General features: G+C 65.1%; 13 protein-coding genes. 10 read left to right on the forward strand and 3 right to left on the reverse strand.

Annotation, left to right across the window (positions count from 1 at the left end):
* Window positions 1–379: 379 nt before the first annotated feature.
* Window positions 380–733, forward strand: coding sequence for a transposase (locus tag KF688_12950; GenBank protein MBX3426581.1), 354 nt, complete (start codon window positions 380–382; stop codon window positions 731–733).
* A gap of 1,239 nt (window positions 734–1,972) precedes the next feature.
* Here the strand turns inward: KF688_12950 and KF688_12955 are convergent.
* From KF688_12955 to KF688_12965, 3 genes are all read right to left on the reverse strand, one after another.
* Window positions 1,973–4,552, reverse strand: a complete 2,580-nt coding sequence (locus tag KF688_12955; protein MBX3426582.1) for a glycoside hydrolase family 127 protein — start codon at window positions 4,550–4,552, stop codon at window positions 1,973–1,975.
* 317 nt (window positions 4,553–4,869) lie between these two features.
* A complete protein-coding gene (locus tag KF688_12960) occupies window positions 4,870–6,651 on the reverse strand; it encodes a FecR domain-containing protein (GenBank protein ID MBX3426583.1) in 1,782 nt (593 codons plus the stop codon).
* 188 nt (window positions 6,652–6,839) lie between these two features.
* Window positions 6,840–7,406 (reverse strand): sigma-70 family RNA polymerase sigma factor, encoded by a 567-nt coding sequence (locus tag KF688_12965; GenBank protein MBX3426584.1) that lies wholly within the window; start codon window positions 7,404–7,406, stop codon window positions 6,840–6,842.
* 658 nt (window positions 7,407–8,064) lie between these two features.
* Between KF688_12965 and KF688_12970 the strand changes: the two genes are divergently transcribed.
* The 9 genes from KF688_12970 to KF688_13010 all read left to right on the forward strand — a co-directional run bounded on the left by KF688_12970 (window position 8,065) and on the right by KF688_13010 (window position 26,747).
* A complete protein-coding gene (locus KF688_12970) occupies window positions 8,065–9,594 on the forward strand; it encodes a hypothetical protein (GenBank protein ID MBX3426585.1) in 1,530 nt (509 codons plus the stop codon).
* Between the two features lie 165 nt (window positions 9,595–9,759).
* Window positions 9,760–10,671 (forward strand): LamG domain-containing protein, encoded by a 912-nt coding sequence (locus KF688_12975; GenBank protein MBX3426586.1) that lies wholly within the window; start codon window positions 9,760–9,762, stop codon window positions 10,669–10,671.
* Window positions 10,672–11,014: 343 nt separating this feature from the next.
* The gene (locus tag KF688_12980; protein ID MBX3426587.1) at window positions 11,015–13,012 is read left to right on the forward strand and encodes a PQQ-dependent sugar dehydrogenase; all 1,998 of its coding nucleotides are present in this window, start codon (window positions 11,015–11,017) and stop codon (window positions 13,010–13,012) included.
* Window positions 13,013–13,078: 66 nt separating this feature from the next.
* On the forward strand, window positions 13,079–14,587 hold the full coding sequence (locus tag KF688_12985) for a LamG domain-containing protein (GenBank protein MBX3426588.1): 1,509 nt from the start codon (window positions 13,079–13,081) through the stop codon (window positions 14,585–14,587).
* A gap of 85 nt (window positions 14,588–14,672) precedes the next feature.
* Complete coding sequence (locus KF688_12990; GenBank protein MBX3426589.1) at window positions 14,673–16,184, forward strand: LamG domain-containing protein; 1,512 nt, start codon at window positions 14,673–14,675, stop codon at window positions 16,182–16,184.
* Window positions 16,185–16,432: 248 nt separating this feature from the next.
* Window positions 16,433–17,488 carry a DUF1559 domain-containing protein gene (locus KF688_12995; GenBank protein MBX3426590.1) on the forward strand — a complete coding sequence of 352 codons (1,056 nt, stop codon included), beginning with the start codon at window positions 16,433–16,435 and terminating at the stop codon, window positions 17,486–17,488.
* A 151-nt stretch (window positions 17,489–17,639) separates the two neighbouring features.
* Window positions 17,640–18,029, forward strand: a complete 390-nt coding sequence (locus tag KF688_13000) for a hypothetical protein (protein MBX3426591.1) — start codon at window positions 17,640–17,642, stop codon at window positions 18,027–18,029.
* Between the two features lie 94 nt (window positions 18,030–18,123).
* On the forward strand, window positions 18,124–20,730 hold the full coding sequence (locus tag KF688_13005; GenBank protein MBX3426592.1) for a DUF4965 domain-containing protein: 2,607 nt from the start codon (window positions 18,124–18,126) through the stop codon (window positions 20,728–20,730).
* Window positions 20,731–21,044: 314 nt separating this feature from the next.
* Window positions 21,045–26,747 carry a lamin tail domain-containing protein gene (locus KF688_13010; GenBank protein ID MBX3426593.1) on the forward strand — a complete coding sequence of 1,901 codons (5,703 nt, stop codon included), beginning with the start codon at window positions 21,045–21,047 and terminating at the stop codon, window positions 26,745–26,747.
* Window positions 26,748–26,798 lie beyond the last annotated feature (51 nt).

Consider the following 26,798-nt stretch of genomic DNA (forward strand, 5'->3'; position numbering starts at 1 on the left):
TGGCCGAGCACAAGCTGTTGTCCGCTCACGCCGTGGGGGTCGACAGCACGACCTTGGAAGCCAACGCGGCGATGAAGAGCATCGTCCGCAAGGACACCGGCGAAGACTGGCGGGCCTATGTCACGGGACTGATGCGGGAGGCGGGGGCGATCGGTCCCGACGCGGCGACCTTGGTCCCCAGCGTCGAGCGCGCCCAGGACCACGTCGACGCGACGGAGACGGGCCGGCTCATCGGCAAGATCGCGGCGGACAAGGGGTATCACGCGATCGAGACGCTCACCGGCGTCGAGCGGTCGGCGCTGGTCGGCGCCAAGACCTACACCCCCAGCGCGAGACGAACTGGAACTGGACGGGCAAGACGCCGGAGCAGAAGCGGGCCGTGCTCAACAATCGGGCCCGCACGCAGCGGGACTACGGCAAGCGGCTGCAGCGCCAGCGGAGCGAACGGGGCGAGCGGAGCTTCGCCCACGTCTGCGAGACCGGCGGCGGCCGCCGGACTTGGCTGCGCGGCCTCGCGAACGTTCGCAAGCACCACCTTCTGAAGGCCGCTGCGCACAACTTGGGTCTGATCCTCCGCAAGCTGCTGGAAGCAGGCAAACCGCGGGCCTACGCGGCGCTGTTGCCGCTTCTGCACGCCGTGCAGATCGCCCAGATTACGCGCCGCCGACTCCTACGCATTCTCGACGACCTGAAAATCAACTCCCGACGCTCGCCGTTACGGTGGAGTGCATAGTTCCATCAGCCGCAAGAATCCGACATCTTCAACGCACTGCTAGCGGACAGTTATGGCGTTACGCTCTCTTTGAGAGCCGAACCAAAGGCCAGGAAGATCGGGCTGACGCAGGAAGCGTTGATCGAATGGTACAAGCGGGCCGGTTTTGAGGGCGATTGGAATAGGATGATACGCTTTCCTCGTGAAAACTGAATGACGACGCCTAATCAAGGCATGATTGAGAACCAAACCAAACTAGGAAACCGTCTTGGCCCGCTCCTTTCAAGCCGCCCAAGTTCGCGCGCCGCGTTGGTGCGGGGCTTCGCTCGGCTCGCTACGCCCCGCACCAACGCGGCCCCTGCAGGGACTTTTACAGAACAGAGGGTACACTAACATTGAGCGCGCGAGCGATGCGGAACGGATACGACTATGAGTGCGCACAGGGACGCCGTTCGGGTCGACCCGGCGGGCCAAGCATTCCGCGGTGCGGCTCGGGCCCGAACCCGCTCTGAGACCCCGCAAAGATCAAAGCAAGGAGCTGCGTCCCCTTCAAGCACCCAGCCGCAAGAGGCATTCCATTGCCACGCGGCGCTCCAGGTTGGGGCGACGGTTGGGAGAAATGCTTCTTGCTCACGCACTCCCTTGCGGACAACCGGTGCTGCCCCGGGGGCGCGCCGCGCGCAACGTTGCCAATGGCAACATCAGCCCCCGGCTCTGCCGGGGGGTCGGACGATCGCCGCTACGCAGTGGTGCGTGGTTGCCGAGCGACCCCTGGCCAGAGGCCAGGGCTGCCTGCGCGCGGGAGGCATTACCTTGCCACGCGGCGCTCCGGTTTGGGGCGACCGTGGGAGAAATGCTTCTTGCTTGCGCACCGGTTGAGGACAACCGGTGCTACCCTGGGGGGCGCGACAAGGCCGGAATCGTCCCCTCAATTCCCCGCGGGATTTCGCTAGAAAATGGGCCGCCGCATCGCGTAGAACAGATGCTGCCAGCCGCGCGCTTCGCCCGCGCTTGCGACGCAATCGCGCGCCGGCGCGAGCCGCGACGGGGCGCGAGTTTTGCTCGCCCGCCGCGAGTTTTGCTTGCAAAACGAGTCCCCTCGCGACCGGCGGCGCGGAGCGCAAGACGTTGGCCCCCAACACGTTCGGCGAAGTCTCCCCCGCCCCGCAGCCCGGAGTTTTGCACGAGATAATGATGGAGTTTTGCTCGTCGGCAGAATGACGACACGTTCCCCGCCGACAGCCGCCGCCGGAAACGGAATCAAATCTCCACGGCGCGCAGCGTGCGGAACGAGGCGCGGTTCGCGTAGGAGCGAACCCCCGTCATGCCGTGCGTGAACGAATCGTCGCGGCACGTGAGCACGGGGTCGGGGGCGTCGTCGATCCAGAGCTCGATCCGCGACCCGATCACGACGACCTTGAGGAGGTAATCGCGGTCGGCCGCGACGTTGAAGGGCCCCCGCGCCAAGGGGGTCCACGAGTAGTCGCTTTTGCCCACCAGGACGACGCCGTGAAGGGCGTCGAGTCCTGCGTAATACCCTTTGTAATCGTCGAACCCGAGAGAGGGTTCGGTCACGCGGAACACGAGGCCTGCATCGCCTTCGGAGCCGACGCTGACGATCGCCTGAAAGGCGACGTCGGCGAAGTCGGTGTTCGTCGCCAGAGCCTTGGCGCCGAGCGGCAGGTGAAGTCGATTCTTGCGGACGACCCCGCCCCGGTAGACGATCCACGCCGCGCCGTCCCCGTTCTCAAAGTCGGTGCTCCATTGGCGCGGCGGAGGCGAAGGCGTCCCCAAGACGGGAAAGTTCGTGACCCGCAGCATCTGCGAACCGAACGGGGCCAGCTCGATCGTCTCGGTCGGTTGATCGGACGCCACCGGGGAGGCCGGCGGGTCGAGCGACAGCAACCCGTCGGGACGCGACTGCCACTCCGGTACGCGCTTGGCGCGGGCCTTGAGAACGACCGGCGCCGCGCCGGTTGCAAAGGGGTTTTCCGCGAGCGGTCGAGTCTCGAACGCGAGCGGCTCCTCAGGATGGTCGACGTCGACCTCCAGAGCGTAGTTCCAAGGGGTCTCGGAGGCGACCTCGTACGACTCGAACCCGGCGACGGGCGAGGTCTCGATCTCGGTCCACTTCTCGTCCATGCGGAGCGAGTAGACCAGCGGCCCCCGGCGGACCGAGACGGCGCCGTTGACGCCGGGCACGAAGCTCGCCTGCATGGGGTATTGAATTTCGATCCGATCGCCGGTCGTCCACACGCGATCCAGCTCGGCGAACTGGCCGCCGGCGACGTCGGGCCAGGGCTTGCCGTTGACGGCCACGACCGGGCGGCGACACCACCCCGGTATGCGCAGGCTGAGCGGGAACTTAGTCGGCTGGTCGACCTGGATCGCGACGGCGATCGTTTCGGAAAACGGGTAGTTCGTCTCGCAGACGGCGCGCACGACGGTTCCGTCGGGAAGACGCGTCGTCGCCTCCGACGGGACGTACGTCATCAGCGCCAAGCCCCCGGCGGCAGTCGCCGCCCAGGCGTTCTGGACGAGCTTCGGCCACCCCATGTGCAAGTTGTAGCAGCAGCAGGGATACCCCGATCTTGCCGCCGGCGTTCTGCCGTCGGCGTAGTCGACCTCGTATCCGACTAGCCCGCGACGGGCGGAGACGTTGTTCGCCAGCGTGTAGTAGACGTGTTGGCGAAAGTTCTTCGAGAACGCCGCGGGGAGCGCATTGAACGCCACGAGTTCCAGCTCGTCGCCGATGCGAGCGTCTCCCAGGATTCGCAACGCGGTCTCGGCGCTCAGCATGTTTTCGACGATCGCGCACAGCTCGACCCCTTCGACGGTCGAGCGCCCGGAGACCATCTCCGTCCCCGTGTTGATGCCGAACGACGTGCCGTGATCGGCGGTCAGATGCTCGATCGCCTGGCGATACGCCGCACGATCGGCGTCGTTCCCGGAGCGCTGCCAGTAGATCGCCGGCGCCTTGAGCGCCTGGGCCACGTTGACCGAGTGCTTTGGATAGAAGTCGGCGACGGGGCGGGAGGAATTGAAAAAGGCGTTCTCGGCGAAGATCGTCCGCCACTGGTAACTCTGCTCGTCAAGCAGATCGGCCAGTACGAGCAAGGACTCGTCGCCCGTACGGTTGTAGAGCCAGAACACGGAGTCGATCTCGTCGCCAGCCCGGGCTTTGCCCCATTCCTGCAGCGGTCGCTTCGGAAGCCGCTTGAGCATGTGGGCGTAGTACCGGGCGAGAAACGGGACGACCCGGTCGTCGCCCGTCGCCTCGGCATAGTCGCGCAGCATGACGTTGACGACCATGCGGGGCCACCAGTCGTCGTTCTTCGGCCCGTAAAAGCCGTCCTCGCGCTGCGAGCCGAGGATCGCCTCGACCCACGCTTCGGCTTTTGCGACGAGCGCCGGGTCTTGCAGCGTGTAGGCCAGCGAGGTCAGCCCTTTTGCGTAGTACGGCCCCTTCTCCCACCCCTCGCCGTCGCCGACGCCCCGTGCCAGCCAGGCGCTCGACTCGCGCGTCAAGCTCGGCAACAGCGCGTCGGCCCGACCCGTGAGTCCGTCGCGTTGGAGTTCCAACTGCTTGAGCATCCAACCCCGGGCGCGGACGCTTCCTAACGGCAGGGCCGCGAAGGGGACCTTTCTCAGCGGCTCGCGCGGAAACACCGCCGTCGCGATCGAGCGTGGTTTGACGCTCGACGCATCGGCGCCGTGCAGCGAGGACGTCGCCAGTCCCGACGACACGACCAGCGTTCCGACCGTCGTCGCGGAGGCCCGCAAGAACTGACGCCGTGACGGGGCCGGACGACTGCAGGACTGCTTGGACGGGCGTTTCATGCTCGATTCTCCCTGCTCATTGCGGAGTCCGACGAGATCGCCTGAGGGAGTCGCACGTCGTCGTCGTCAGGCGAGTCGAAGACAAGGCCCCGCGGCGAGCGGCCGCGAAGGTCGCCGCTGCGAGAAGCTCAAGATAACCTGCCGAATCCGAGGCGTCTCGGTCCGAGGGATGCTCGTCACGACTGGCTCGGTCGGCAGACTCACGGAAGACAAGGGGATGCCAGCGCCAGCCAGGTCGCAGGCGCCAGTCTGAGGTGGCGCCGGGGCAGCTCGACATGCGAATGGCCGGCAGCGTCGAACCGGTGCAGGAGCATGGTCTACGGTCGCCCGACGAGGTACATTCCCGCCACCTCCTCGGGGGAGAGCGGTCGGGAGAGGATCGCGAAATCGTCGATCCGACCGTTGAGACTGCGAATTGATTGCCACAGATCCTGCTGGGGAACCGGGATCGGGACCCAGTTGCCGATCTCGCCCGCGCCGATGCGGAGCACCGTGCGGGTCGCGATTCTGTGCGACGAGATCGCCTCGCCGTTGACGAAGTGGGTCACGCGTCCCGCGGCTCCGTCGTACACAACGGCCAGATGGAGCCAGCGTCCCAGGACGTCGGGCGTGACGACGCCCGGCGAATCGAAGTCGTGCGAACGGTCGCTCTCCGCCTTGACCCCCAACCGCAAGGCGCCGTAATTGGTGATCTGCCAATGGACCTCGCCCAGGTCGTGGCCGTCGGTCAACATGATCGAACTGAGCGATCGCTCGAAACCCTCGATCCGTATCCAGGCAGTCATGGACAGGGATTCGTGCTCTCCCGGAACGTTGATGCGGACGCGGTCGTTGACGCGTTTGAACTCGAGCGCGGTCTTCTCGGGCCACCGGCCTTGAGCCACTTGGCAGCCGACGATCGCCCCGTCCAGGACGCTCATCCGCCCCTGCGACCGGCAGGGAAGCGACCGCGACCACCCGACGAGGCCTTCAAAATCGAAGTACGCCAACAACGACGGGTCTTGACGGAACTGCTCGCTGAACTCCTTCCAGGCCGTGAAGCGCTCGCCCTGGTATCGGGAGGCCATATCGGCGAGGGTCGCGGCGTCGACGGGAATACGGTCCGCCGACGCGTCGTCTTTCTCAAGAGCCCCCCCCGGGCGCGCCATGATGCTCTCGCCTTGTCGCAGCAGCACCGGTTCGCGCTCCTCGCGAGCCGGCAAATGCAATTCCACTTCGCCGTCAAGAACGTGGCACTTCGAGGACCCGTCGGCCGCGACGTCGAGGGCGAACTCCGTCCCCAGATCGACCACCTTGTAGGAGGGGGTGACGATCGCGAATTCGTCAGCGACCTTCGGCACGTGAGCGCGGATCTGGCCGGAATGGCAGACGACCTGCTGGGGGCTCTTGACCTCGAAATCCGCCGGCGATTGAACGATCAAACTGACGCCGTTGACCAACTCGATTTGGACGGCGCCTTGCACGAGCCTCAGCCGCCGTTCGGGGATCCGGGCTCCGACGTCGGTGGCCATGCGGTCGTCGCTCCACTTGGCGGCCATGACCTGCGAGATCACGCCGAAACCCCGAGGAACGCGTCGGGGAGCGCGTTCCCTGCCGCGGACTGCAGGGCGTTTGTCTTCGTCCACCGCGCCTCCGGCAGGAACCTCCGCAAGGACTGCCGGCGGGGTCGCGACCGACGGCTCCGGCAACTCGACCGATTCGGTCGGAGCCACGGCAAGTTTGTCGTTCTCGCGCAGGGCGAGCATCGCTGCGACCAGCACGAGCGCCGCCGTCGCCAGGGCGAGCGACGGCCAGGTCCTGCGAATTCGGGAAGCGCCGCCGCTGGCGGGCCCCCGACCGCGGACATCGAGGGCGCGCGGAGCGAGTTGTTTCGGCGCAGCCTTGCCGGCAGTTCGCGCGCCTTTGATCGCGGCGGCGAGCCCGTCGGCGCCCAGTTCCAAGTCGAGGCGCGAGTGGAGCCGAATCCATTCCACGTACCGGTCGACAAGGCGGACGTCGGATTGCATGAGCTCCTGCAATCGCCGGAAGTCAGCCTCGGCGATCGTACCGTCGACCAAGTCGCAGCAGAGCTGGTCGAATTGTTCGAATTCGCGATCCACTCTTCGATTGCCTTGCGTAGCGCCCATTCTCAGCGTCCCCTGCCCGGGAGCATTGTTTGCGACGGACGCAGCCAAGCGGCCGCCGTCGCGTCATATCGTTCACAATCGTCGTACGAGTCCGCGAGGCCGGCGGAGACGGACCGTGCGGTGGGTCTCCGGAGGCAGTCGCGCGAACCAGCCGTCAGTGATCATGTCATCGCGATCGCCTTCCTGATGCAACGAAGCAGCACGCGGCGAATCCTCAGCAAGGCCACGCGCATGGCGTTGTCGGACTTGTTATGCCTCAGCGCCAAGGCCTGAACCGACAGGCCGTTCGAGTATCGTTCGCGAATCAGCGCCCGATTCGCGAGCGTCAGGTGTTCAAGACACGTCCGCAGGGCCTCCTGGGTCGTGTCGCCGTCGGAGTCGGCCTCCTCTTCGCCGATCGCCGAACGGTCGGCGATCAGTTCCAGCAGTTCGTCGTTGAACACATGCCGATCGCGACGCCGGTCGCGCAAAAAGGCGCGGACTTGCCAATAGGCGACCTTGCGGGACCAGACGGAGAAATTCGTCCCCAGGGCGAATTCGTCCCGCTTTCGCCACAGGGTCAGATTCACGTCCTGAAGAATCTGTCTGGCATCGTCCAACCCTCCCAGCATCGAGGCGATGTATCGATGGAGCATCAGTTGCGAGTTGGTCAGCAGTTGGACGAAATCCTCGCTGCCGTCCTCAGCCTTGCGGGCTCCGGGCTCTGACGGGTCTCCGTTCTCGTTCATGGTGCAACAAGCGGGCAAGCGATTCTTCGCCGCGCGGTTGGAGTGGCACGACAAGTCAGCGGCGGGACGAGAGGGCATTTTGAAGCTCAACGACGAAGCTTAGCGGAGCAATCCTGGCGCCACAACTTGGGAGGCAGCGCCGACAACGACCGCCGAGGCCGTCTCGCCCCGGCTGTACGATCTCAGGCGTTGCCCACGGCAAATCTCGCTGTGCCAATGCCCAATATCGAGACCAGCTTTCGAGAGACGCTAAGGATCGGAGTGGCTCGACCCTCTGCATGTGTAATACCGCGAAACGACTCCGCATTACGGAAAAAGCTTCGAAATGCTGTCCAGCAACGCCAAGCGGCGAAATCTCGCTCGCAGGGGAGCTGTGATTGCTCCCATTTTTTCGAGTGTGCGAAAAAAACCGTAATGCCGTCGGGGCTCATGGTATTTACACAATAACGGGGACGCCGTCCCCGCTGGCGACAGGCTGGTTCTCCTCGCGCTTGCCATGTCCGCCCTGGCGGCCCGCGACCTCCGGCGCCCCTTGCAGGGGACGCCGGAGAAGACGCGGCTTTTCGGCGGGATCGGATCGGGTCGAAGTCCTTCGCTCGCCCATCTTGTCTTTGTCCTGTAATTCCATCGCAAGCGGCGGCGCCGCTTGTGACTCGTTATGACGAATCACGTCACTCGGAGACAGGCGATCGCCACGGTCATCGTCGGCTCGAGCGCGCTGACCGTCGCCACAGCCGGCGAAGGAAAGTCGCCAGCGGACGAAGTGATCGTCGTCGATCCGACCCCTCGATTCGATCTCTCGCCCTATTTGTTCATGCAGTTCATGGAACCGCTCGGCGTCACCGACAGTTCAGTGGAAGCGTCCTGGGACCACTCCCGCGACCAGTGGCGGCCCGATTTTGTCGCGGCGACTCGCCAATTGGCGCCGACGATGATGCGGTGGGGGGGGATTTTCACGGACTTCTATCGATGGCGCGAAGCGGTCGGCCCCCGGCCCACGCGCGTGCCGATGCACAATCTGATGTGGGGCGGGATCGAGTCGAATCAAATCGGCTCGTGTGAGTTCGTCGAGTTGTGCCGACAGGTCGACGCCGAGCCGCTGATGTGCGTCAACTTCGAGGGGGACGGCCGGCGACAGTACCGTCTGGCCGGAGGCAATGTGCGGTGGGGAGACGCTCAGGAGGCGGCCGACTGGGTCGCCTATTGCAACGATCCCGACAATGTCGAACGACGGGCCCATGGCCTGGAGTCCCCGCTGACCGTTCGCTACTGGCAACTCGGCAACGAGACCTCCTACGACGATCGCGGCTTCTCGCGGGACGTTGCGATTGAAAAAACGCGGGAATTCTCGCGGGCGATGCGGCGCGTCGATCCGTCGATCAAGATCATCGCCTGGGGAGATTCGGGGTGGGCCCCGACCATGCTCGATCGGGTCGGCGAGGACGTCGATCTGCTCGCCTTCCACCACATGTTCAACCCCGACCGCCGCGAGTCGCCGGTCCTGGCCGGCCAGCGCTACCGACGCGACCCCGCGGCGACCTGGGACTGCCTGATGACTGCGTGGGAACACAACGATCGCAAGATCCGGGAGGTTCGCGACAGCCTGGGCGGACGATCTTGTCCGCTGGCGATGACGGAGTGCCACTTCGCAATCCCCGGTCGCAACCGGTGCGACGTGCTGTCGACCTGGGCCGCAGGAGCGTCCTACGCCCGAATCCTGAACAACCACCAGCGGCACGGCGACATGCTGAAGATCGCCACTGCCGCCGATTTCTGCGGGACGCGGTGGCAGGTAAACGCCGTGATGATCCCTGTTCCGCACGGGAAGTCGTATCTCATGCCCGTGGCCCGGGTCATGGAACTCTACCGCAAGCACATTGGCGAGCAGGCGGTCGCCGCAAACGCGGGAGGGGAGTTGGACGTCGTTGCCAGCCGTACCGGCGACCGACTCTTTCTGCACGTCGTCAACACGAATCAAAGTCGTTCCGTCGCGGCTCGGCTCGTTGTGAACGGCGCCAGCGCAACGGGCGCTCGGGCTTTCACGATCGCGGACGATCCGATGGTCGAGATCGACGACCTCAACAGCGATTCCGTCATGCAAACCGTCGAGCGGCCTCTGCCCCTCGCAGGGCCGTGGGAGTTTCCCGCGGCGTCGGTAACGGCCGTCGAAGTTCAACTCGCCGCGTAGCAACCGCAAGGCAACGCTCCTTTGTGCCGATGCCGATGACAGTGCCTGCAGACATCGTTGACGAACCTCGCCGCAACCAAGCGAAGACCCGGCCGACTGTTGCAACTTGACTTTCGACTCTGTTTTTTCGTTCTCTTCCCACCTTTCTTTTCGAGGTCAGTACTCATGAAGCGACAACTGTGGATGCTCCTCCTGGCGGGGATCGTCGGTGCGCCCGCGGCTCAGGGAGCCTTGGTGAATCGATACTCGTTCAACGACGGCACGGCCAACGACTCGGTAAGCGGCCAGAACGGCATCGTGTACGGCTCCAACGCCAGCATCGCCGGGGGCGAGCTGAACTTGGCGAACAACCCCAGCCCGAGCTCGAACTCGAACAACGACGGAACCGGCGCCGGCGGTTGGGTCGACCTGCCCAACGGGCTCGTCTCCGCCGCCGCGACGGGAGGCGCCAGCGCCCAGGTCTCGATCGAAATGTGGGTCACGATGAACAGCAACGGCGATTGGCGGGCGCTCTTCTCGGCCGGCCGCAGCAACGGCGGCGAGGGGATCTCCGACAGCGCCGGCGGACGACCGTACATCCAGATTATTCCTCGCACCGGCGACGGCGGCCGCGGGAACGACTTCCGCGTCACGACCAGCTCGAGCGCCGGCGAAGGACCGACCACCTGGGTCGACGACCTGGGCGACGCCAACGGCACTGATCTTGCGATCGGATCGCAAGAGCACATCGTCGCCGTTCTCGATCAGTCGGGCGGCCTGCCCGGATCGCTCACGGTGTATCGCAACGGCGCGCTGATGGGAAACTCCGGGATCTCGGGCGCGCTCGACCTGCTCGCCTTTGCTCCGGACGAGCTCAACGTGTGGCTCGGTCGGTCGCAGTGGAACGACGGCATGGTCGACGCCAACTACGACGAAGTGCGGATTTACAACACGGCCCTGAGCGCAGCCCAGGCGCTCGACAACTTCACCGCCGGTCCGAACGTCGTGCTCGGGCCGGTCGTGCCGGAGCCGACCTGCCTGGTCCTGGCGATCGCGGCCCTGGCGGGCGGAAAGGGGATTCGGCGATTCGGCGCATGATTCGCCGAAAGCAGATGGGCAGATGAATTGAATCCTTGAGCGGGGAGCGCGACCGGTCGTCGACGGGTCGCTGGGGCAGTCGAGTCGCCGACGGCAGGCGCGCTCTCCCGCTTTGAGGGTTCTCAGCAAGAAACGACCGACGTGACGACTTGTCTGGCTCAGCATGACGCCGAGCCGCGAACTCGCACAAATTCTCCGAGCGAACGCTCGGCAGTCAGACTCAGGCCCGCTGACGAGTGCGCTCGACGACGCTCTCAGCACGCCTCGTGAATCGCAAAGCATTTAGATCGTGACGCAACTCTCCTCTCGGATCGGCGCCGGCTTCGTTGCAACGTGCGCAGCGATGGTCGCCTTGTCGCCGGCCAAGACGCTGTTCGCCGCCTACGCCGTCGAGCGGCTCGTCACCGGCTTGAACCAGCCGATGTACGTGACCCAGGCGCCGGGCGACGATTCGTCGCTGTACATCGTCGAACGGCGCGAGGGAACGAACACGCTAGGGAGGGTTCAAAAATACGACCTGCAGACGCAGTCGATCACGACGTTTCTGGACCTCTCGGGAACCGTCAACTCGGACGGCGGTCTCTTGGCGATGGAATTTCGTCCCGACTTCGAAACCAGCGGCTATTTCTACGTCACGCTGAACGACTCGGGAGTGAACCGCCTGGAGGAGTACCGTGTCGTCGACGGCGCGCCGGTCTTCCAGCGGCGGCTGCTGCAGTACAACAACCTGGCCAACGTGTTTCACACGATCAATCAGCCGTTATTCCGACCGGGCGGGAGCAGCACCGAGCTTTACCTCACCACCGGCGACGGCGGAACCCAGGCGGATCAAGGGTCGTTCAACCCGGCGCTCATCGAGAGCCCGAATTCAATCTACGGCAAAGTGCTGCGCTTCGACCTGAACGCCAGCTATCCGGTTCCGGCCGTCGATGCGACGCACGCCGGGGTGAGCGTCGTCGCGCTCGGGATTCGCAATCCTTATCGCTCGTCGTTCGATCGCGAGACCGGCGACTTTTACTTCGGCGACGTCGGTTTCAACGCGGCAGAAGAAGTGAACTTCATCCCGGCCGGTCATTTCGCCAATCCTGCCGCGCCGCCCCTGGACTTCGGTTGGACCAGCCGCGAGGGAACGATCGCCACGCCGGGCAGTTCGGCAGGCGGCCCCGGGTCGCCCGGCGATTTGAATCCCGTCTTCGAGTACTCCCACGGACCGCACATCGTGTTGCCGCATCCCTCGGCTCTGTACGGCACCTCGATCACCGGCGGCTACGTCTACCGCGGCCCGGCGGCAGAACTGCACGGGCGGTACTTCTTCTCTGATTTCGTGAACGGCAACGTCTACTCGGGGACGTTCGACCCGAACACGCCCTCCGCGGCCTACAACGGCGCGAACATGACCGGCATCGAGAATCACACGGTCCAGTTCGAGACCCTGGCCGGCGGCTCCTCGGACATTCGGTTCGTGACGTCCTTCGGCGAAGACAACGCGGGCAACCTGTACATCGTCAAGTTCGGCAACTCGTTCTTTCCGGCCAACGGCCAAGGAGAGATCTACCGCGTCATCCCCGCGGTGGCGCTTGACGCCGTGGTGAATCGGAGCACCGGCGCCATCACGCTGACGAATAACACGGGGGCGCCGCTGTCGCTGAAATCGCTCTCGCTCGCCTCGTCCGTCGGCGCAATCCAGCGCAGCGCCTTGACGCCGATCACCGGCTTCTACGACGCGGAGGGGGACGGGTCGGTCGACGACGTCAACGCCTGGATCGTCACGTCGCCTGCAGGCAGCTATTCGCTGTTTGCCGAAGCGTCAACCGGCGACCCGGGCACGCTGGACGCGGGGCAGCAGATCGTGCTTTCGCCGGCAAGCGGCTGGATCCGCTCGCCTGTCGAGGACTTGGCGCTTTCGATCACCGACGCCGCCGACGCCGTCGTCAACGCCACCGTGATCTACGTCGGAAACGGCGGCAGTCCGTTCGTTCGAAGCGATCTGAACTTCGACGGGGCGTTGACGGTCGCCGACTGGGAGATCTTCGTCGCCAACGCCGGGGCGACGTTTGTCGGGCTCAGTACGGCGGCCTCGTACGGCTTGGGAGATCTCAACGGAGACGGCGAGAACGGCTATGCCGACTTTCAGCTCTTCAAAGCCGATTACGTCGCCGTCCACGGCGAGGCGGCGTTCGCGGCGTTGCTCGCCGTGCCCGAGCCCGCGACGGCGGGCTTGCTGCTCGCGGCAGGAATTGCGTGGACGCGACGGCGGCGCACCGCCAACCCTCGCCGGTCTGCGACCGGCGACCGCCAGTCGCGCATGGATTCGATTCCGCATGCGAGCGACAGGACCTGACAGGACATCGTGATTGCGACTCTAGAAACTTCTCAACTCAAGCGACTCAAGCAGGAGAATGATTCGATGACTCATCAGCTTGGCGGTCATACGTCACTGCGACGTCGGATGCTCGGCGCCGCCCTCTTCGCCTTGATCTTCTCGCCTGCGGCAGACGCCGCATTGCGGAATCAATGGACGTTCAACGGCAACGCAAACGACTCGGTCGGCGGGCAGAACGCCACGATCGTCGACAACACAGGCATCAGCATGTTTACGGGCGGCGAGCTCGACCTCCGGGCAAACAACGGGGCGGGCTCCGGCCAGGACTTCTCGCAACCGGCGACTGTCGGGGCGTACGTCGATCTGCCGAACCACGTCTTCACCGACGCCGTGCTCTTCGGAGAGTTCGGCCAAGCGACGCTCGAGGGCTGGTTCACAGTCGATACGCACCGCGACTGGGCGCGTCTGTGGGATATCGGCACTAGCTCCGGGGGCGAAGACATCTCCAACGGGGGAACCGGCCCGTACACGATCTTCACCCCGCAGCGCGGCGATTCGTGGGAACGCCCTGCCGCGTCGACTCGGCAGGGGGGCGAGTCGTTCGTCATGTCGGCGACCCCGAATCCGATCCCCGTCAACGTGAAACAACACGTCGTCGTGACCTTTGACCAGTTCGACACGTCCGCCGGCGAAAACGGCACGCTTAAGCTCTACCTCAACAACGGGACGCCAATCGTCGGGCCGATTGCGACGGGCATGGCGCTCGAGCAGATGAACGACGTCAACGTCTGGCTCGGCCGGGCGCAGTATCCCGATCCGCTGTTCGACGGACTGATCGACGAGTTCCGCATCTACGATCACGCACTGAGCAGCGGCGAGGTTTCGACCAGCTTTACGACCGGGCCGGTCCCCGTCCCGCTTCCCGTGCTCCGCGTCGATCGCGCGACCGGAGCCATGTCGCTCGTGAACCCCGCGAGCACCGCGTTCAACCTGACCGGCTACTCCATCGGCTCGGCGTCCGGCGGGCTCGTCCCGGGGTCTTGGAATTCCGTCGACGCGGGGAACGTGTTTGACAACAACGGCACGTGGACGCCGAGCTCCTCCACGCAGACGCTTATCGCGGAAAGCGTCACGGGCGGCACGCTCGACGGCGGGACCTTGGCCGGAGGGGCGAGCGTCTCGATCGGCAACGCTTGGCTCAGGACGCCGGTGTCGTCTGATCTCACGTTCAGCTTCACCCTCAACGGCGGTCCGAACGGCGCCGGCGTCGTCGAGTACGTCGGCTCCGCCCCGGCCCGGAGCGATCTCAACGGCGACGGAGCCCTGACCCCCGCCGACTGGGCGATCTTCACCGCCAACCACAGAACGAACCTCGCCGGCAACTTGCCGGCCGTCGCGTACTCCAAAGGCGACTTGAACGGGACGCTGACGAACGACTACGCCGACTTTCAGTTGTTCAAGGCCGACTACATCGCGGCCAACGGCGAGGCGGCGTTCGCTGCGTTGACCTCGGTCCCCGAGCCGGCGTCGCTGGCCCTGGCGCTGGCCGCCGGCGGGACCCTGCTCTGCCGGCGCTTCAAGAGACGGAGTTGATCCGCCTGCTGTCGCCCGTCGCTCGCTTCTCGCTCTCTCTTCTTCGCTCAAGAAAACAAGCATAGATCCGTTCAGGAGTGCAACCATGCGATACCTCAATCACATCCGTCCCGTTCGCACGGCGTTGTGCGTCGCCCTGGCAGGCGCCGCGATCTTCGCCTCTCAAGCGAGCGCGGCGATCAGCAACCGTTACTCGTTCAACGACGGAACCGCCAACGACTCCGTCGGCGGCCAAAACGGAATCGTGTACGGCACGAACGCGAGCTTTTCAGGGGGCGAGTTGAATCTGGCGAACAACCCCAGCCCGGGCTCGAACTCGAACAACGACGGAACCGGCGCCGGCGGTTGGGTCGACCTGCCCAACGGGCTCGTCTCCGCCGCCGCGGCGGGGGGGGCCAGCGGTCAGGTCTCGATCGAAATGTGGGTCACGATGAACAGCAACGGCAACTGGCGGGCGCTCTTCTCCGCCGGCCGCAGCAACGGCGGCGAGGGGATCTCCGACAGCGCCGGCGGTCAGCCCTACGTTCAGATCATCCCTCGCACAGGGGACGGCGGCCGGGGGAACGACTTCCGCGTGACCACCAGTTCCAGCGCCGGCGAAGGGCCGACCACCTGGGTCGACGACCTGGGCGACGGAAACGGAACTGACTTGCAAATCGGCAGAAAAGAACATGTTCTCGCCGTGCTCGATCAGTCGGGAGGCCTGCCCGGCTCGCTGACCGTGTACCGCAACGGCGCATTGATGGGAACCTCCGGGATCTCGGGCGCACTGGACTTGGTCAATTTCGCCGCGGACGAAGTCAACGTCTGGCTCGGTCGGTCACAGTGGAACGACGGCATGGTCGACGCCAGATTCGACGAGCTGCGCATCTACAACACGGCAGTCACCCCCCAGCAGGCCCTGGCCAACGCCGTCTTCGGGCCGAACGTGACGAACGCCGCCGCGATTCCGTCGATCGAGGTCGACAAGACGACCGGAGCCATTACGCTGAAGAACAACTCAGCGGCCCCGCTGAATCTGGAGTACTACGCAATCTCCAGCACCGCCGGCGCCATGAACGTCGGCGGCTGGAACAGCCTCGACCAGCAGAACTACAACGCGGTGGACGGCCCCGACGACGGATCCGTCGCCGGCGATTCGCCCGGCGAAGGCTGGGACGCAGCCGGCGGTTCCAACGCGAACCTGCTCAACGAATTGTTCCTCGGCTCGGCCGGATCGCTTCTGGCTCCGAACGCGACTTTGAGCCTCGGCAACGCGTACAATACGTCGGTGTTCGGCGGGGCCGACGGCGACCTTCAGTTTGAATTCGGCGTCAACGGCGGCGCGTTGTTCGAGGGGACGGTTTCGTATGTCACCAGCGGCGGGACTCCCGGCAATTTCAACAACGACACGAAGGTCGACGGGGCCGACTTCCTGGTCTGGCAGCGAGGTTTTGGCGCTCCTTACGGCCCGGCCGATTTAACCGCTTGGCGCAACAACTACGGCGCCGGAGTTCCGGCGACAGCCGCCGTGGGCGCAATCCCCGAGCCGGCATCGGCGTCACTCGCCCTGGGCTTGCTCGCAGCGGCATGGCTCGGCGTACGAAAGCGAGTCTGATCACGCGGGGAACGACGGCGAGCCGCAGTTCGGTCAAATCTGCGGCTCGCCGACAGAGGTTGATTGAAATTGCGGACGATTTCCAGGACTTGGCGAGAGGTCCGCACAAGGCGTCCGGCGACGGCGCAGCGTCGTCGTCCGGGAACTCGCCGAAGAGCGAGACGGCGATGCATGAAAAACAAAGGATCGAGATAATGACTCGGCGTCCACTCAGACGGTCCCTCGTTCGGCCCCGACATGGTTTCACCTTGGTGGAATTGTTGGTGGTGATCGCGATCATCGGGGTCCTTGTTGCGCTGCTGTTGCCGGCCGTGCAAGCGGCTCGCGAGGCCGCCCGCCGCAACGGCTGCGTGAACAACATCAAGAACCTCGCCCTGGGATGCCACAACTACGAGTCGGCGCGCAAGGCGCTGCCGTTCGGACGCAAGTACAACTACTGGGACACCTACACCTGGTACGAAGCCATCCTCCCCTACATCGAGCAGCAGGCGGTCTACGATCTGTTCTGGACCTTCCCGCAACAGCTCTCCGGGGCGCCCGGGATCGGCGCCGGACCGAACGGCCCGATCGGCGACGACCCGCGGATGAGAGAGGCCCGCCATGCGCGCATCCCCGTTTTTTATTGCCCCAGCGACGGGACGCCGATCGAGAACGAGATTACGACGCCCGCCTTCGGGTGCCTGCGCGGCAACTACCGCGGGTGCGTCGGGGCCGGGGACTTGTACGGCGGGTTGCCGGCCGGCTCGACCTTCCCGACCGCAATTCGCCAGATGCTCGTGGCAGCGGACAGCAACGGCTTGATCGGCGCCTTCGGGGCCCGCGTGCCGGGACGCTCGGCCGGGGGCAACTATACGGCCGTGACCGTGCCGCCGACGAAACTGGCCGAGTTCTCGGACGGCACGACGAGCACGCTGCTGTTCTCGGAAGGAATCGCTCCGACAATCACCGGCTGGGGCGGGCCGCTCGGTTCGATGATCTACGGCAACATGGGCGGCTCGCTGTTCTCGGCCGCCGAAGCGCCGAACACCTCGCTTCCCGATCAAATCATCGGCCCTTGCCCGCAGTGGGACCTCGTGCCTCCCGATACGGAATACACGGCGCCGTGCAATTCGATCGGCGGGCACCCCGGCGCCGCCAACCCCGGCGCCGCGGCGGCCGCCGCGTACGCCCGCAGCAGACACGTCGGCGGCGTCAACGCCGCCCTCGTGGACGGCGGCGTTCGGTTCGTCTCCGACTCCATCGACGTCGAGTCGTGGCGCGCCCTGGGAACTCGCGCGCTGGCCGACGTCCCCGCGGCGGACTGACTGGAATCACTCCTGGGCGGCGCACGACGCGCATGAGCCGAATCGAGACGAGCTCGAAACGCATGCGACAACCACCTCACGGGAAAGCGACATGAGACGATCCCCGCTCCGTTCACGTTGCTTGGCGGCACTCGCCGTTGCGATCGTCGCCATGAGCTCAGGCTGCAAGGATGAAACGTCCGTATCCGGCGAGGTGACCTACAACGGCGAACCCGTCGGGTTCGGTTATGTCACGTTTCACGCCCAAGGGAGAGGGCGTTCGTTCTCGGCCCCGATCGCCAGCGGGTCGTACCAAGCGTCCGAGGCGACGCCTGGCAAGTATCGCGCGATCGTGACCGGCTCGCGCCGCCTCAACCACTACTCAAGTTCCGCCGACGCCTACGCGAACGCCCCCAAAGCCGGGCAGCACGTTTCCGAATCGACCTCCTACATCGAGCCGGAGGCCGCAGGGAACAGCCGGGAATGCGAAATCGCCAGCGGGAAGCAGACGATCGATTTCAAGGTCGTCGACGAGTCCCGTCCGAAACCGAAAGATTCCTGATTGCGTTTGTTCAATAGACCGTCTGCCGCACAGGGGGTCGCGATAGGGCGACCGCCGCGGCAATCGACCACCTGACTTGATCCCTGGATGAATGATGACGATTTGCTCTCGAACGGCGCCCTCGCGGTTGCGGAAGTCCTGGTTGGCGGGCTGGCTTGCGCTCGCGTCCCTCGGCCAATCGTGCTTTGCCGAAGCTCCGGGGCGACTGACCTCCGACGCGCTGCCCGCGACCCCGCTGATCGCATGCGATCCCTACTTCAGCGTCTGGTCGACCGGCAAGACCCTGACCGAGGTCGACACGACCCACTGGACCGGCAAACCGCACCGGTTGACGTGCTTGGCGCTCATCGACGGCAAACCGTATCGGCTGATGGGCCGCGAACCGAGCGACGTGTCGGCGCTGCCGCAGGTCGGCTCCCAGATCACCCTCACGCAGACTCGCTACAAGTTCGCCGGCGAGGGGTTGGAGTTATCGCTTGCCTTCACGACGCCGGCGCTCCCCTTCGATATCGACGTCCTGTCGCGACCGATCACCTATGTCACGGCCGAGGCCAAGGCCACCGACGGTCGGAAGCATGAGGTGCGGCTGTATTGGGAAGCCTCGTCCGAGTTGTGCGTCAACACGCCGAATCAAAGCGTGGTCGCCAGCCGGTCGAACGGCAACGGCGTCGCTGCGTTGAAGGTCGGGTCCGTCGATCAGCCGGTCCTCGAGTCGCAGGGAGACGATTTGCGGATCGATTGGGGGTATCTCTATCTGGCCGCACCCGCCAAGGAATCGACGTCGCTTGCGCTCGGCAAGCCCGCCGAGCTGCGCCGAAGCTTCTCGCAGGGATCGCCGTTGCCGGAGCGGGACGCCGAGGAGTCGTCGCGTGCCGACGAGCTGTCGCTGGCAATCGCCTTTGATCTGGGCCAAGTCGGCCAGGACGGCGCCACGGCGTGGCTCGTGGCGGCTTACGACGACCTGTTTTCGATCGAGTTCATGGGAACCCCGCTCAAGCCTTATTGGCGGCGAAACGGGCTCGACGCCGAGGGACTGCTGGCCGAAGCGGTTCGCGATCGCGACAAACTGCTGGCCGCGTGCGATGCGTTCGACCGGGAACTCGGCGCCGACCTGCTCGCTGCCGGCGGTTCCGACTTCGCGGCGATCGCCACCGCGGCTTATCGCCAGTGCTTTGCCGCGGGCAAGTTCGTCGCCGACGCCAACGGCCAGCCGATCCAGTTCTGCAAGGAAAATCACTCGAACGGCTGCATCGGCACCTCCGACGTGTTCTATCCGATGGCGCCGCAGTTCTTGCTGTTCGGCCCTTCGCTCGCCAAGTCGTTCGTGGTTCCGTTCATGGAGTACGCGGCGAGCGATCGGTGGAAGTTTCCCTTTGCACCGCACGACTTGGGGACTTACCCGAAAGCGAACGGGCAAGTCTACGGCGGGGGCGAGCGGAGCGAGGAAAATCAGATGCCGGTCGAGGAGTCCGGCAACCTGCTGATCCTCATGGCGGCAATCGCGCAGATCGACGGCAACGCCGACTTCGCCGAACGCTATTGGCCGCAGTTGACGCAATGGGCCCAGTACCTGCGCAAAGAGGGATTCGACCCCGCCAATCAACTCTGCACGGACGACTTCGCCGGCCACATGGCGCACAACGTGAACCTGTCGGCCAAGGCGATCTGCGGGCTTGGTTCGTACGCCCTCCTCTGCGAAATGCGGGGCGACGACCAGCGGGCGGCGGAGTACCGAGCCGTCGCCGAGGAGTTTGCGAAGCGGTGGGTTTCGGAAGCCAGCGACGGAGACCAATATCGTCTGGCGTTCGACCGCGCGGGCACCTGGAGTCAGAAGTACAATCTCGCCTGGGACCGCATTCTCGGCCTGAACCTCTTCAGCGACGAAGTGCTCGCCAAGGAAGTTGCGCACTACCTACGCGTACAGAACAAGTACGGTCTGCCGCTCGACAATCGCAAGAGCTACACAAAGCTCGACTGGATTCTCTGGACGGCGACGCTGGCCGAGAATCGCGCAGACTTCGAGGCGCTGGTTCGTCCGGTCGCCGTGTTCCTGCGCGAAACGCCGGATCGCAGTCCGATGACGGACTGGTACGACACGATCTCCGGCAAGAAGGTCGGGTTCACGGCCCGCCCCGTCGTCGGCGGGGTCTTTATGCAACTGCTCCGCGACCAAGCGAACTGGCAGAAGTGGGCGGAGCGCGACGTGACCCGAGCCGACGATTACGCCCCCCTGCCCCGGATGCCGAAAACGGAGTCTCGCGTCGCCTCGGCCGATACAAAGTCCGTCCCATGGCGATACGCGACCACGCGTCCGGGCGACGATTGGCAGAGCGAGGATTTCGACGACTCGTCATGGCAGGTCGGTCGCAGCGGCTTCGGAACCCCGGGGACTCCTGGCGCTCGCATCGGCACGATCTGGGACTCGTCGGAGATCTGGCTCCGTCGGACGTTCGACCTGGCCGAACCGATCGACGACACGCTGCGGCTGCACGTCCACCACGACGAGGACGTCGAGATCTACGTCAACGGCGTCCTGGCGGCGCGGCGGAACGGGCACGTGAACGATTATCAGCACTACCGAATTCGGCCGGAAGCGTTGCAAGCCTTGCGGCCCCGTGACAACGTCCTCGCCGTGCACTGCCGTCAATCGACCGGCGGTCAATACGTCGACGTCGGGTTCTGTTCGATCGTCAACGAATAGCAGCCGTCCCTGTTCGTTTCGTCGGATTCGCGCAGGCTGACGGCATCGTGCAAGCAACTCGCCCATGATCCGAGGGCGTGAGCCCCTTCGGCGCCACGATGATTTGGGACTTGGCCTTGACGATTGACCGGAACTATCGACACGCATCCTGAAGAGAGTGCTGCAATTGGCGCAGGTCGGACCGAGTCCGAACTCGGCGCCCCAGCGATCGGCGTCGGCCCCCTGCGCAAGTCAGGATTCGCCGGCGCGACAGCTCGCGGGGGATTCGCATCCTCCGCAATGCAGCAGAGAGGCATCTGAGAAGAGAGTTGGGCATGGCAAGGCAACGTCGTTTCTCACGCGGATCGCGAACAGGCGCTCGTCGACTTCGGTTCGAACCGTTGGAATCGCGGCAGTTGCTGGCCGTCGTCATCAACGAGATTCACTACAACCCGGCCGACAACACCAAGTTCGAGGAGTTCATCGAGCTTCACAACTCGGGACCCGCGACGGTCGACCTGTCGGGGTGGGCGTTCACCGACGGCATTTCGTATGTCTTCCCGACCGGTACGACGATTCCAGCGGGGGGGTACGTCGTCGTGGCGCAGGACCCGGCGACGCTGCTGGCCGAGTTCGGCGCCGTCGCCGTAGGGGCCTATAGCGGCGGCTTGAGCGGCGACGGCGAGCGCATCGAACTGCGCAATGCTCAAGGCGTTCTGATCGACGAAGTCGATTACGGCGTCACGTTCCCCTGGCCGATCCAACCGGACGGCGAGGGTCCGTCGATGGAACTCGTCAATCCGGCGCTCGACAACAACCTGGGCAGTTCCTGGCGCCCGTCGTTCACGACTCCGCTGTTCGCCACGCCCGATCCTTCTCCGCCCCCTGGCGGCGGCATTGGCGACCTCGTGCATCGCTGGAGCTTCAACGGCAATCTCGTCGACAGCGTCAGCGGCGCCGACGGCGTCTTGGTCGATCCGCAGGGGATCGCTACGTTCTCATCGACGCGATTGAACCTCAGCGCCAACAGCGGCCAGACTTCGGATCAGACCCCCTTCACCTCAGGGGCGTACGTCGATTTGCCGAACGGGATCATCTCGAATCTCGGCGGCGACGCGACATTTGAGTGGTGGGGCACTGTCAGCACCAATCGGACCTGGGCCGAGATCTTCTCGTTTGGAACGAGCACCGGCGGCGAGAACCTATCCAACGGCGCCGGCAACCAGGAGTATCTGACGCTCATCCCCCAGGCGGGCAACGGACGGTTGCGGTTCACTCACCGCGACGGCGGCACGGCGACGGAAAGTGTTGTCGACTGGGTGACGCCCTTGTCGACAGGCGTCGAGTACCACGTCGCCGTCACGTGGAACAGCCTGCTCGACCAACAGAAGCTGTACGTCAACGGACAATTGGTCGGGACGAGCACGACGCTGATCGATCTGGCCGACGTCGAGGACGTCAACAACTGGCTCGGCCGTTCGCAGTGGAACGATCCGCTGTTCGACGGCTTCTACAACGAATTCCGCATCTACGGTCAGGCCCTGACTGACGGCCAGGTTGCCGACAGTTTCGCCGCAGGACCCGACGCCGTCGCCGCGGGGCCTGCGATCAACTCGTTCACGGCCAGCCAAGAAGCAATCCTTGCGGGGCAGTCGGCCACGTTGGCTTGGGACGTGTCGGGGGCGACCTCGGTCGAGATCAACCAAGGGGTCGGAGCCGTCGGCGCGACAGGCCAAGTCGTCGTGTCGCCGAGCGTCTCGACGACTTACACGATCTCGGCGACCAACGCCGAGGGGACGACGACCCGGTCGCTTCGCGTTGCTGTGAACCATCCGCGGGCGACTCCGGGGGCACAAAACCAGGCCTATGCCCCGAACGCGGCGCCGGCGATCCACGCAGTCTCGCAGCCGGGCCAAACGGTTTCTGGGTTGCCGACGTCGATCACGGCCAAGGTCGCCGATCCCGACGGCGTCGCCTCGGTGCAACTCCAGTACCAGATCGTGCTCCCCGGGCAGTACTTGCCCGCACGGCTTCCGGCGTCGCATAGCGATCTGGTGACCAACCCTTACGCAGCGCCGACCGCCAATCCGACCTACTTCGACTCGGCCAATTGGACGACCGTCGCGATGCGCGACGACGGCCAGTCCGGCGACGCACTCGCCGGCGACTCAGTCTACACGGCGACGATCCCCTGGCAGGCGCATCGCACGCTCGTCCGCTACCGGATCGTCGTTACGGATTCGCTGGGCGCCTCGGCCACGGCGCCCTACGCCGACGACGCGTCGCTGAACTTCGCCTACTTCGTCTACGACGGCGTTCCCGAGTACCACGACAACGCGAACCAAGTGCTCGCCGACGCGGCGGCGATGGCGTCGCTGCCGACGTATCACCTGATCACGCGCGCCGAGGACCTGGCCGACGCATACGCTTACGACCCCGCGGACGAAATCCCCCAGGGGACCGAAGGGCGATTCGTCTACAACTGGTCGGGCACGATGGTCTACAACGGCCAGGTCTACGACAACATCACGTACCGGCTGCGCGGGGCCAACGGCCGCTATCTGACCGACGGCAAACGCAGCATGCGATTCCGCTTCAACGACGGCCACTGGTTCGAGCCGCTCGACCAGGACGGCCAACCGTATCCCGAGAAGTGGAAGACGCTGACCACCGGCAAAGGCTTCGACAACCGCCAGACGTTGACCTATGCGCTCAACGAGGCGATGACGATGATGCTGTCGAACATGATGGGCGTTCCCGCGCCGGAGACGCATTGGTTCCAGTTTCGCGTCGTCGACGGCGCCAGCGAAGCGCCCGACCAGTGGCGCGGCGACTTCTGGGGAATCAACTTCGCGCTCGAGGACTACGACAAACGGTTTCTCGAGGCCCACGGGCTGGCCGAGGGGAATCTCTACAAACTGATCAACCAGACTCGCAACGCCCTGCGGCAGCAGGACTATCAAGCTCCGTACGCCGTCAACGACGGGTCGGACCACGACTACATCGAGAACGTCCTGTCCCGCCTCAGCAGCGACATCGAACATCGCGTCAACCTGGAGAAGTACTTCGTCTTCCACGCCCTAGCCGAGGCGGTGCGCCATTACGACTACTGGCCCACGGCCAACAAGAACATGGCGTACTACTTCGAGCCGGAGTATACGGCCGAGAACGACTACCTCGGCAAGTTGTGGCTGCTGATGTGGGACGCCGACGCGACCTGGGGACCGACTTGGAACGACGGCAAAGACGTCGTCTACGACGCGTTGTTCGAGAATGTCAATTCGGCGTACAAGAACGCGCTGATCACGCCGCAGTACTACAATACGCTGCGAGAACTGCGCGACTTGCTGTGGCAGCCGGACCAACTGCGAGGGATGCTCGAAGAGCTCGTATCGAAGATCCTGCCGCTCGAGGCCGCTGATCGAGCGCGGTGGCAGGGCGCCCCCGCCGACGCCGGCAATTACGACGGGCTGTCGGGGGCGGGGCTCGTTTCGCTCGCGAATCTCGTCGAGGACATGCTGAACTTCGCGTTCGTCGGGGGGAACTGGCCGGGCGGCGGAATCGGTCCGGGCGGCCGCGCCGCCTATCTCGACAACTTGCTCGCCGCATCGGGGGAGGAAGCCCTGATTCCGCACACCCCGACGATCAGCTACGTCGGCGATCCCGGCTTGGCGGCCAACCAACTCGCGTTTCAGACGACCCCGTTCGCCGACCCTCAGGGCGCCCACACGTTCGGAGCCGTCGAGTGGCGCATCTCGCATGTGACCGACGTCGCGGCCGGACTCGACCCGACTCGGACGTTCCTCGACGAGTGGACCGCGAGTTGGACGTCGGGGCCGTTGACCACGACTAACGTCGCGATCGTGCCGCCGCCGAGCGCGGTGACGGCGGGCGCCGAGCACCGCGCTCGGGTTCGCTTCCAAGACGACACGGGCCGCTGGAGCCACTGGTCCGACCCGCTGACGTTCGTGCCGACCCCGGTCGACAACGCGCAACTGGCCCAGGACTATCTGCGGATTTCGGAGATCCACTACAACCCCGCTGCTCCCCTGCCGCAGTACGGCGACAATCCTGTCGACGCCCAAGAGTTCGAGTTCTTGGAGTTGATCAACACAAGCGCAACCGAGACGATCGACCTGACGGGCGTCAAGTTCACCGTCGGAATCACCTTTACGTTCCCTAGCATATCCTTGCTGCCGGGGCAGCGCGTCGTGGTGGTCGACGACCGAATCGACTTTGAATCGCGGTACGGAACCGGCGTCTTCATCGCCGGCGAATGGACCGGCGCCCTCAGCAACGGCGGCGAGGAACTGGTGCTGCGGGCGAGCGACGATTCGCTCATTCAACAGTTCATGTTCAGCGACGAATGGTACGTCAGAACCGACGGACGCGGCTCGTCGTTGGAACCGATCGATTTCCACGGGGACTACAACGACGGAAGAAACTGGCAAGCCAGCGTAGCTTACAACGGTACGCCCGGCGCAGCGCCGTTGGGACCTGTCGGGGTCGTCGTGAACGAAGTGCTCGCCAACCCGCTGACTCCCGGCGGCGACGCGATCGAACTATTCAACTCGACCGGCGACACTGTCGATCTGTCGGGTTGGTGGGTCTCCGACTCAGGCTCGGCCCTGATGAAGCACCAATTCCCCGGCGGGACCATTCTGGCCGCGGGAGGCTTGTTGCTGCTGACCGAAGCTCAATTCAACCCCGGCAACGGGGGAAGCGCCTCCGATTTTGCATTGAGTTCGTCCGGCGAGCAGGTTTTTCTCGTCGAGGCCGCCGCCAACGGCAAGCCGCTGCGATTCGCCGACGAAGCGCGGTTCGACGCTTCGCTGCCGGGGGTTTCCTACGGCCGCGTCCCCGACGCCGCCACGGCGTACGGTTTGTATCCGCTCGCCCATGCTTCGCTCGGATCGCCTAACGGCAAACATCGCTCCTCGAGCGTCGTGATCAGCGAAGTGCAGTACCGGCCGTCCCCGCCGGCGGTTGGAGCCCCGATCCTGCCGCATCAACTCGAGTTCATCGAGATCCACAACTCCGGAAGCGAGGCTGTCGACCTAAGCGGCTGGAAGCTCGGCGGCTCAATCGCCGCAACGCTTCCCGCCGGCGCGGTCATCGGAGCGGGGCAAGCGATCGTGCTGGTGAGCTTCAACCCTCTGGACGCCCCCCGCGCGGCGGCGTTTCGCGCCCACTACGACCTCGAAGTCTCTGTGCCGTTGTTCGGTCCGTTCGGGCCGTCGTTGGGAGGCGTGGGAGCGGAAATCAAGCTCCTCGCCCCGACCAATCCCCCCGAACAGATATTTCGTTTGGTCGATCGTACGACGTACGACGACCAAACCCCGTGGCCTGAACTCGCCGCCGGCGCGGGACTGTCGTTGTCGCGGACGGCCGCTCAGGCCTTCGGCGACTATGCGACGAGTTGGTCGGCCGGCCCGGCGACGCCCGGCGCCGTTCAGTTCGCCCTGCCCGGCGACTACGACCGCGATGCACTCGTCGCGGGGGGCGATTTCCTGCTTTGGCAGCGTACGGCCGGCGCCAGCGTGCCGCCCGGCTCGCTGCTTGGGGCCGACGGCGACGGCGACGGAACAATCGGCGCCGACGACCTGGACCTCTGGAAGCTGCATTACGGCAGCAGCCCGCAAGCGGCGGTCGCTGCCGTCGGCGAATCGCTCGTCGCGAGCGCTCTTGCCGTCGACGGCGAGCCGGAAACGAACGATTGGCAATCGGCGTTCATTCTCAGCCTCGAATCCCCTTCCCGCTCCGATGCCTGGAGCAACTCCTCCGGCGTCAGCGAGCAAGAACGAGACGCCGCGATCGAGGCGCTGTACGCCAGACGCGCCTCGCCGCTCGAACGCGGCCGGGGAGGAGAACCCTCGTCCGAAACGGAGCTTCTGCACAACGCGGCTGCCAAGCCCGCGCGGCGACACAGCCGACCGCACGACGCATCGTCACGCTGGCAGAACGTCGACGACGACAAGCTCGCTCCAGCCCTGCAGTCGGGCTTCGTCCCAAGACTCGCAATGAACCGAGATCGCTAGCAGGCTGATTTGGAGCGTTCAGGTCTGCGTTGCAGCGGGATCGCGCAGCAC

It is taken from the genome of Pirellulales bacterium (assembly GCA_019636345.1).
In the GTDB taxonomy this organism is placed as follows: domain Bacteria; phylum Planctomycetota; class Planctomycetia; order Pirellulales; family Lacipirellulaceae.

Coding starts and splice junctions, on each gene's coding strand:
- KF688_12955 (MBX3426582.1), bottom strand. CDS start 4,552: ATGAAACGCCCGTCCAAGCAGTCCTGCAGTCGTCCGGCCCCGTCACGG.
- KF688_12965 (MBX3426584.1), bottom strand. CDS start 7,406: ATGAACGAGAACGGAGACCCGTCAGAGCCCGGAGCCCGCAAGGCTGAG.
- KF688_12970 (MBX3426585.1), top strand. CDS start 8,065: ATGACGAATCACGTCACTCGGAGACAGGCGATCGCCACGGTCATCGTC.
- KF688_12975 (MBX3426586.1), top strand. CDS start 9,760: ATGAAGCGACAACTGTGGATGCTCCTCCTGGCGGGGATCGTCGGTGCG.
- KF688_12980 (MBX3426587.1), top strand. CDS start 11,015: ATGGTCGCCTTGTCGCCGGCCAAGACGCTGTTCGCCGCCTACGCCGTC.
- KF688_12985 (MBX3426588.1), top strand. CDS start 13,079: ATGACTCATCAGCTTGGCGGTCATACGTCACTGCGACGTCGGATGCTC.
- KF688_12990 (MBX3426589.1), top strand. CDS start 14,673: ATGCGATACCTCAATCACATCCGTCCCGTTCGCACGGCGTTGTGCGTC.
- KF688_13000 (MBX3426591.1), top strand. CDS start 17,640: ATGAGCTCAGGCTGCAAGGATGAAACGTCCGTATCCGGCGAGGTGACC.
- KF688_13005 (MBX3426592.1), top strand. CDS start 18,124: ATGACGATTTGCTCTCGAACGGCGCCCTCGCGGTTGCGGAAGTCCTGG.
- KF688_13010 (MBX3426593.1), top strand. CDS start 21,045: ATGGCAAGGCAACGTCGTTTCTCACGCGGATCGCGAACAGGCGCTCGT.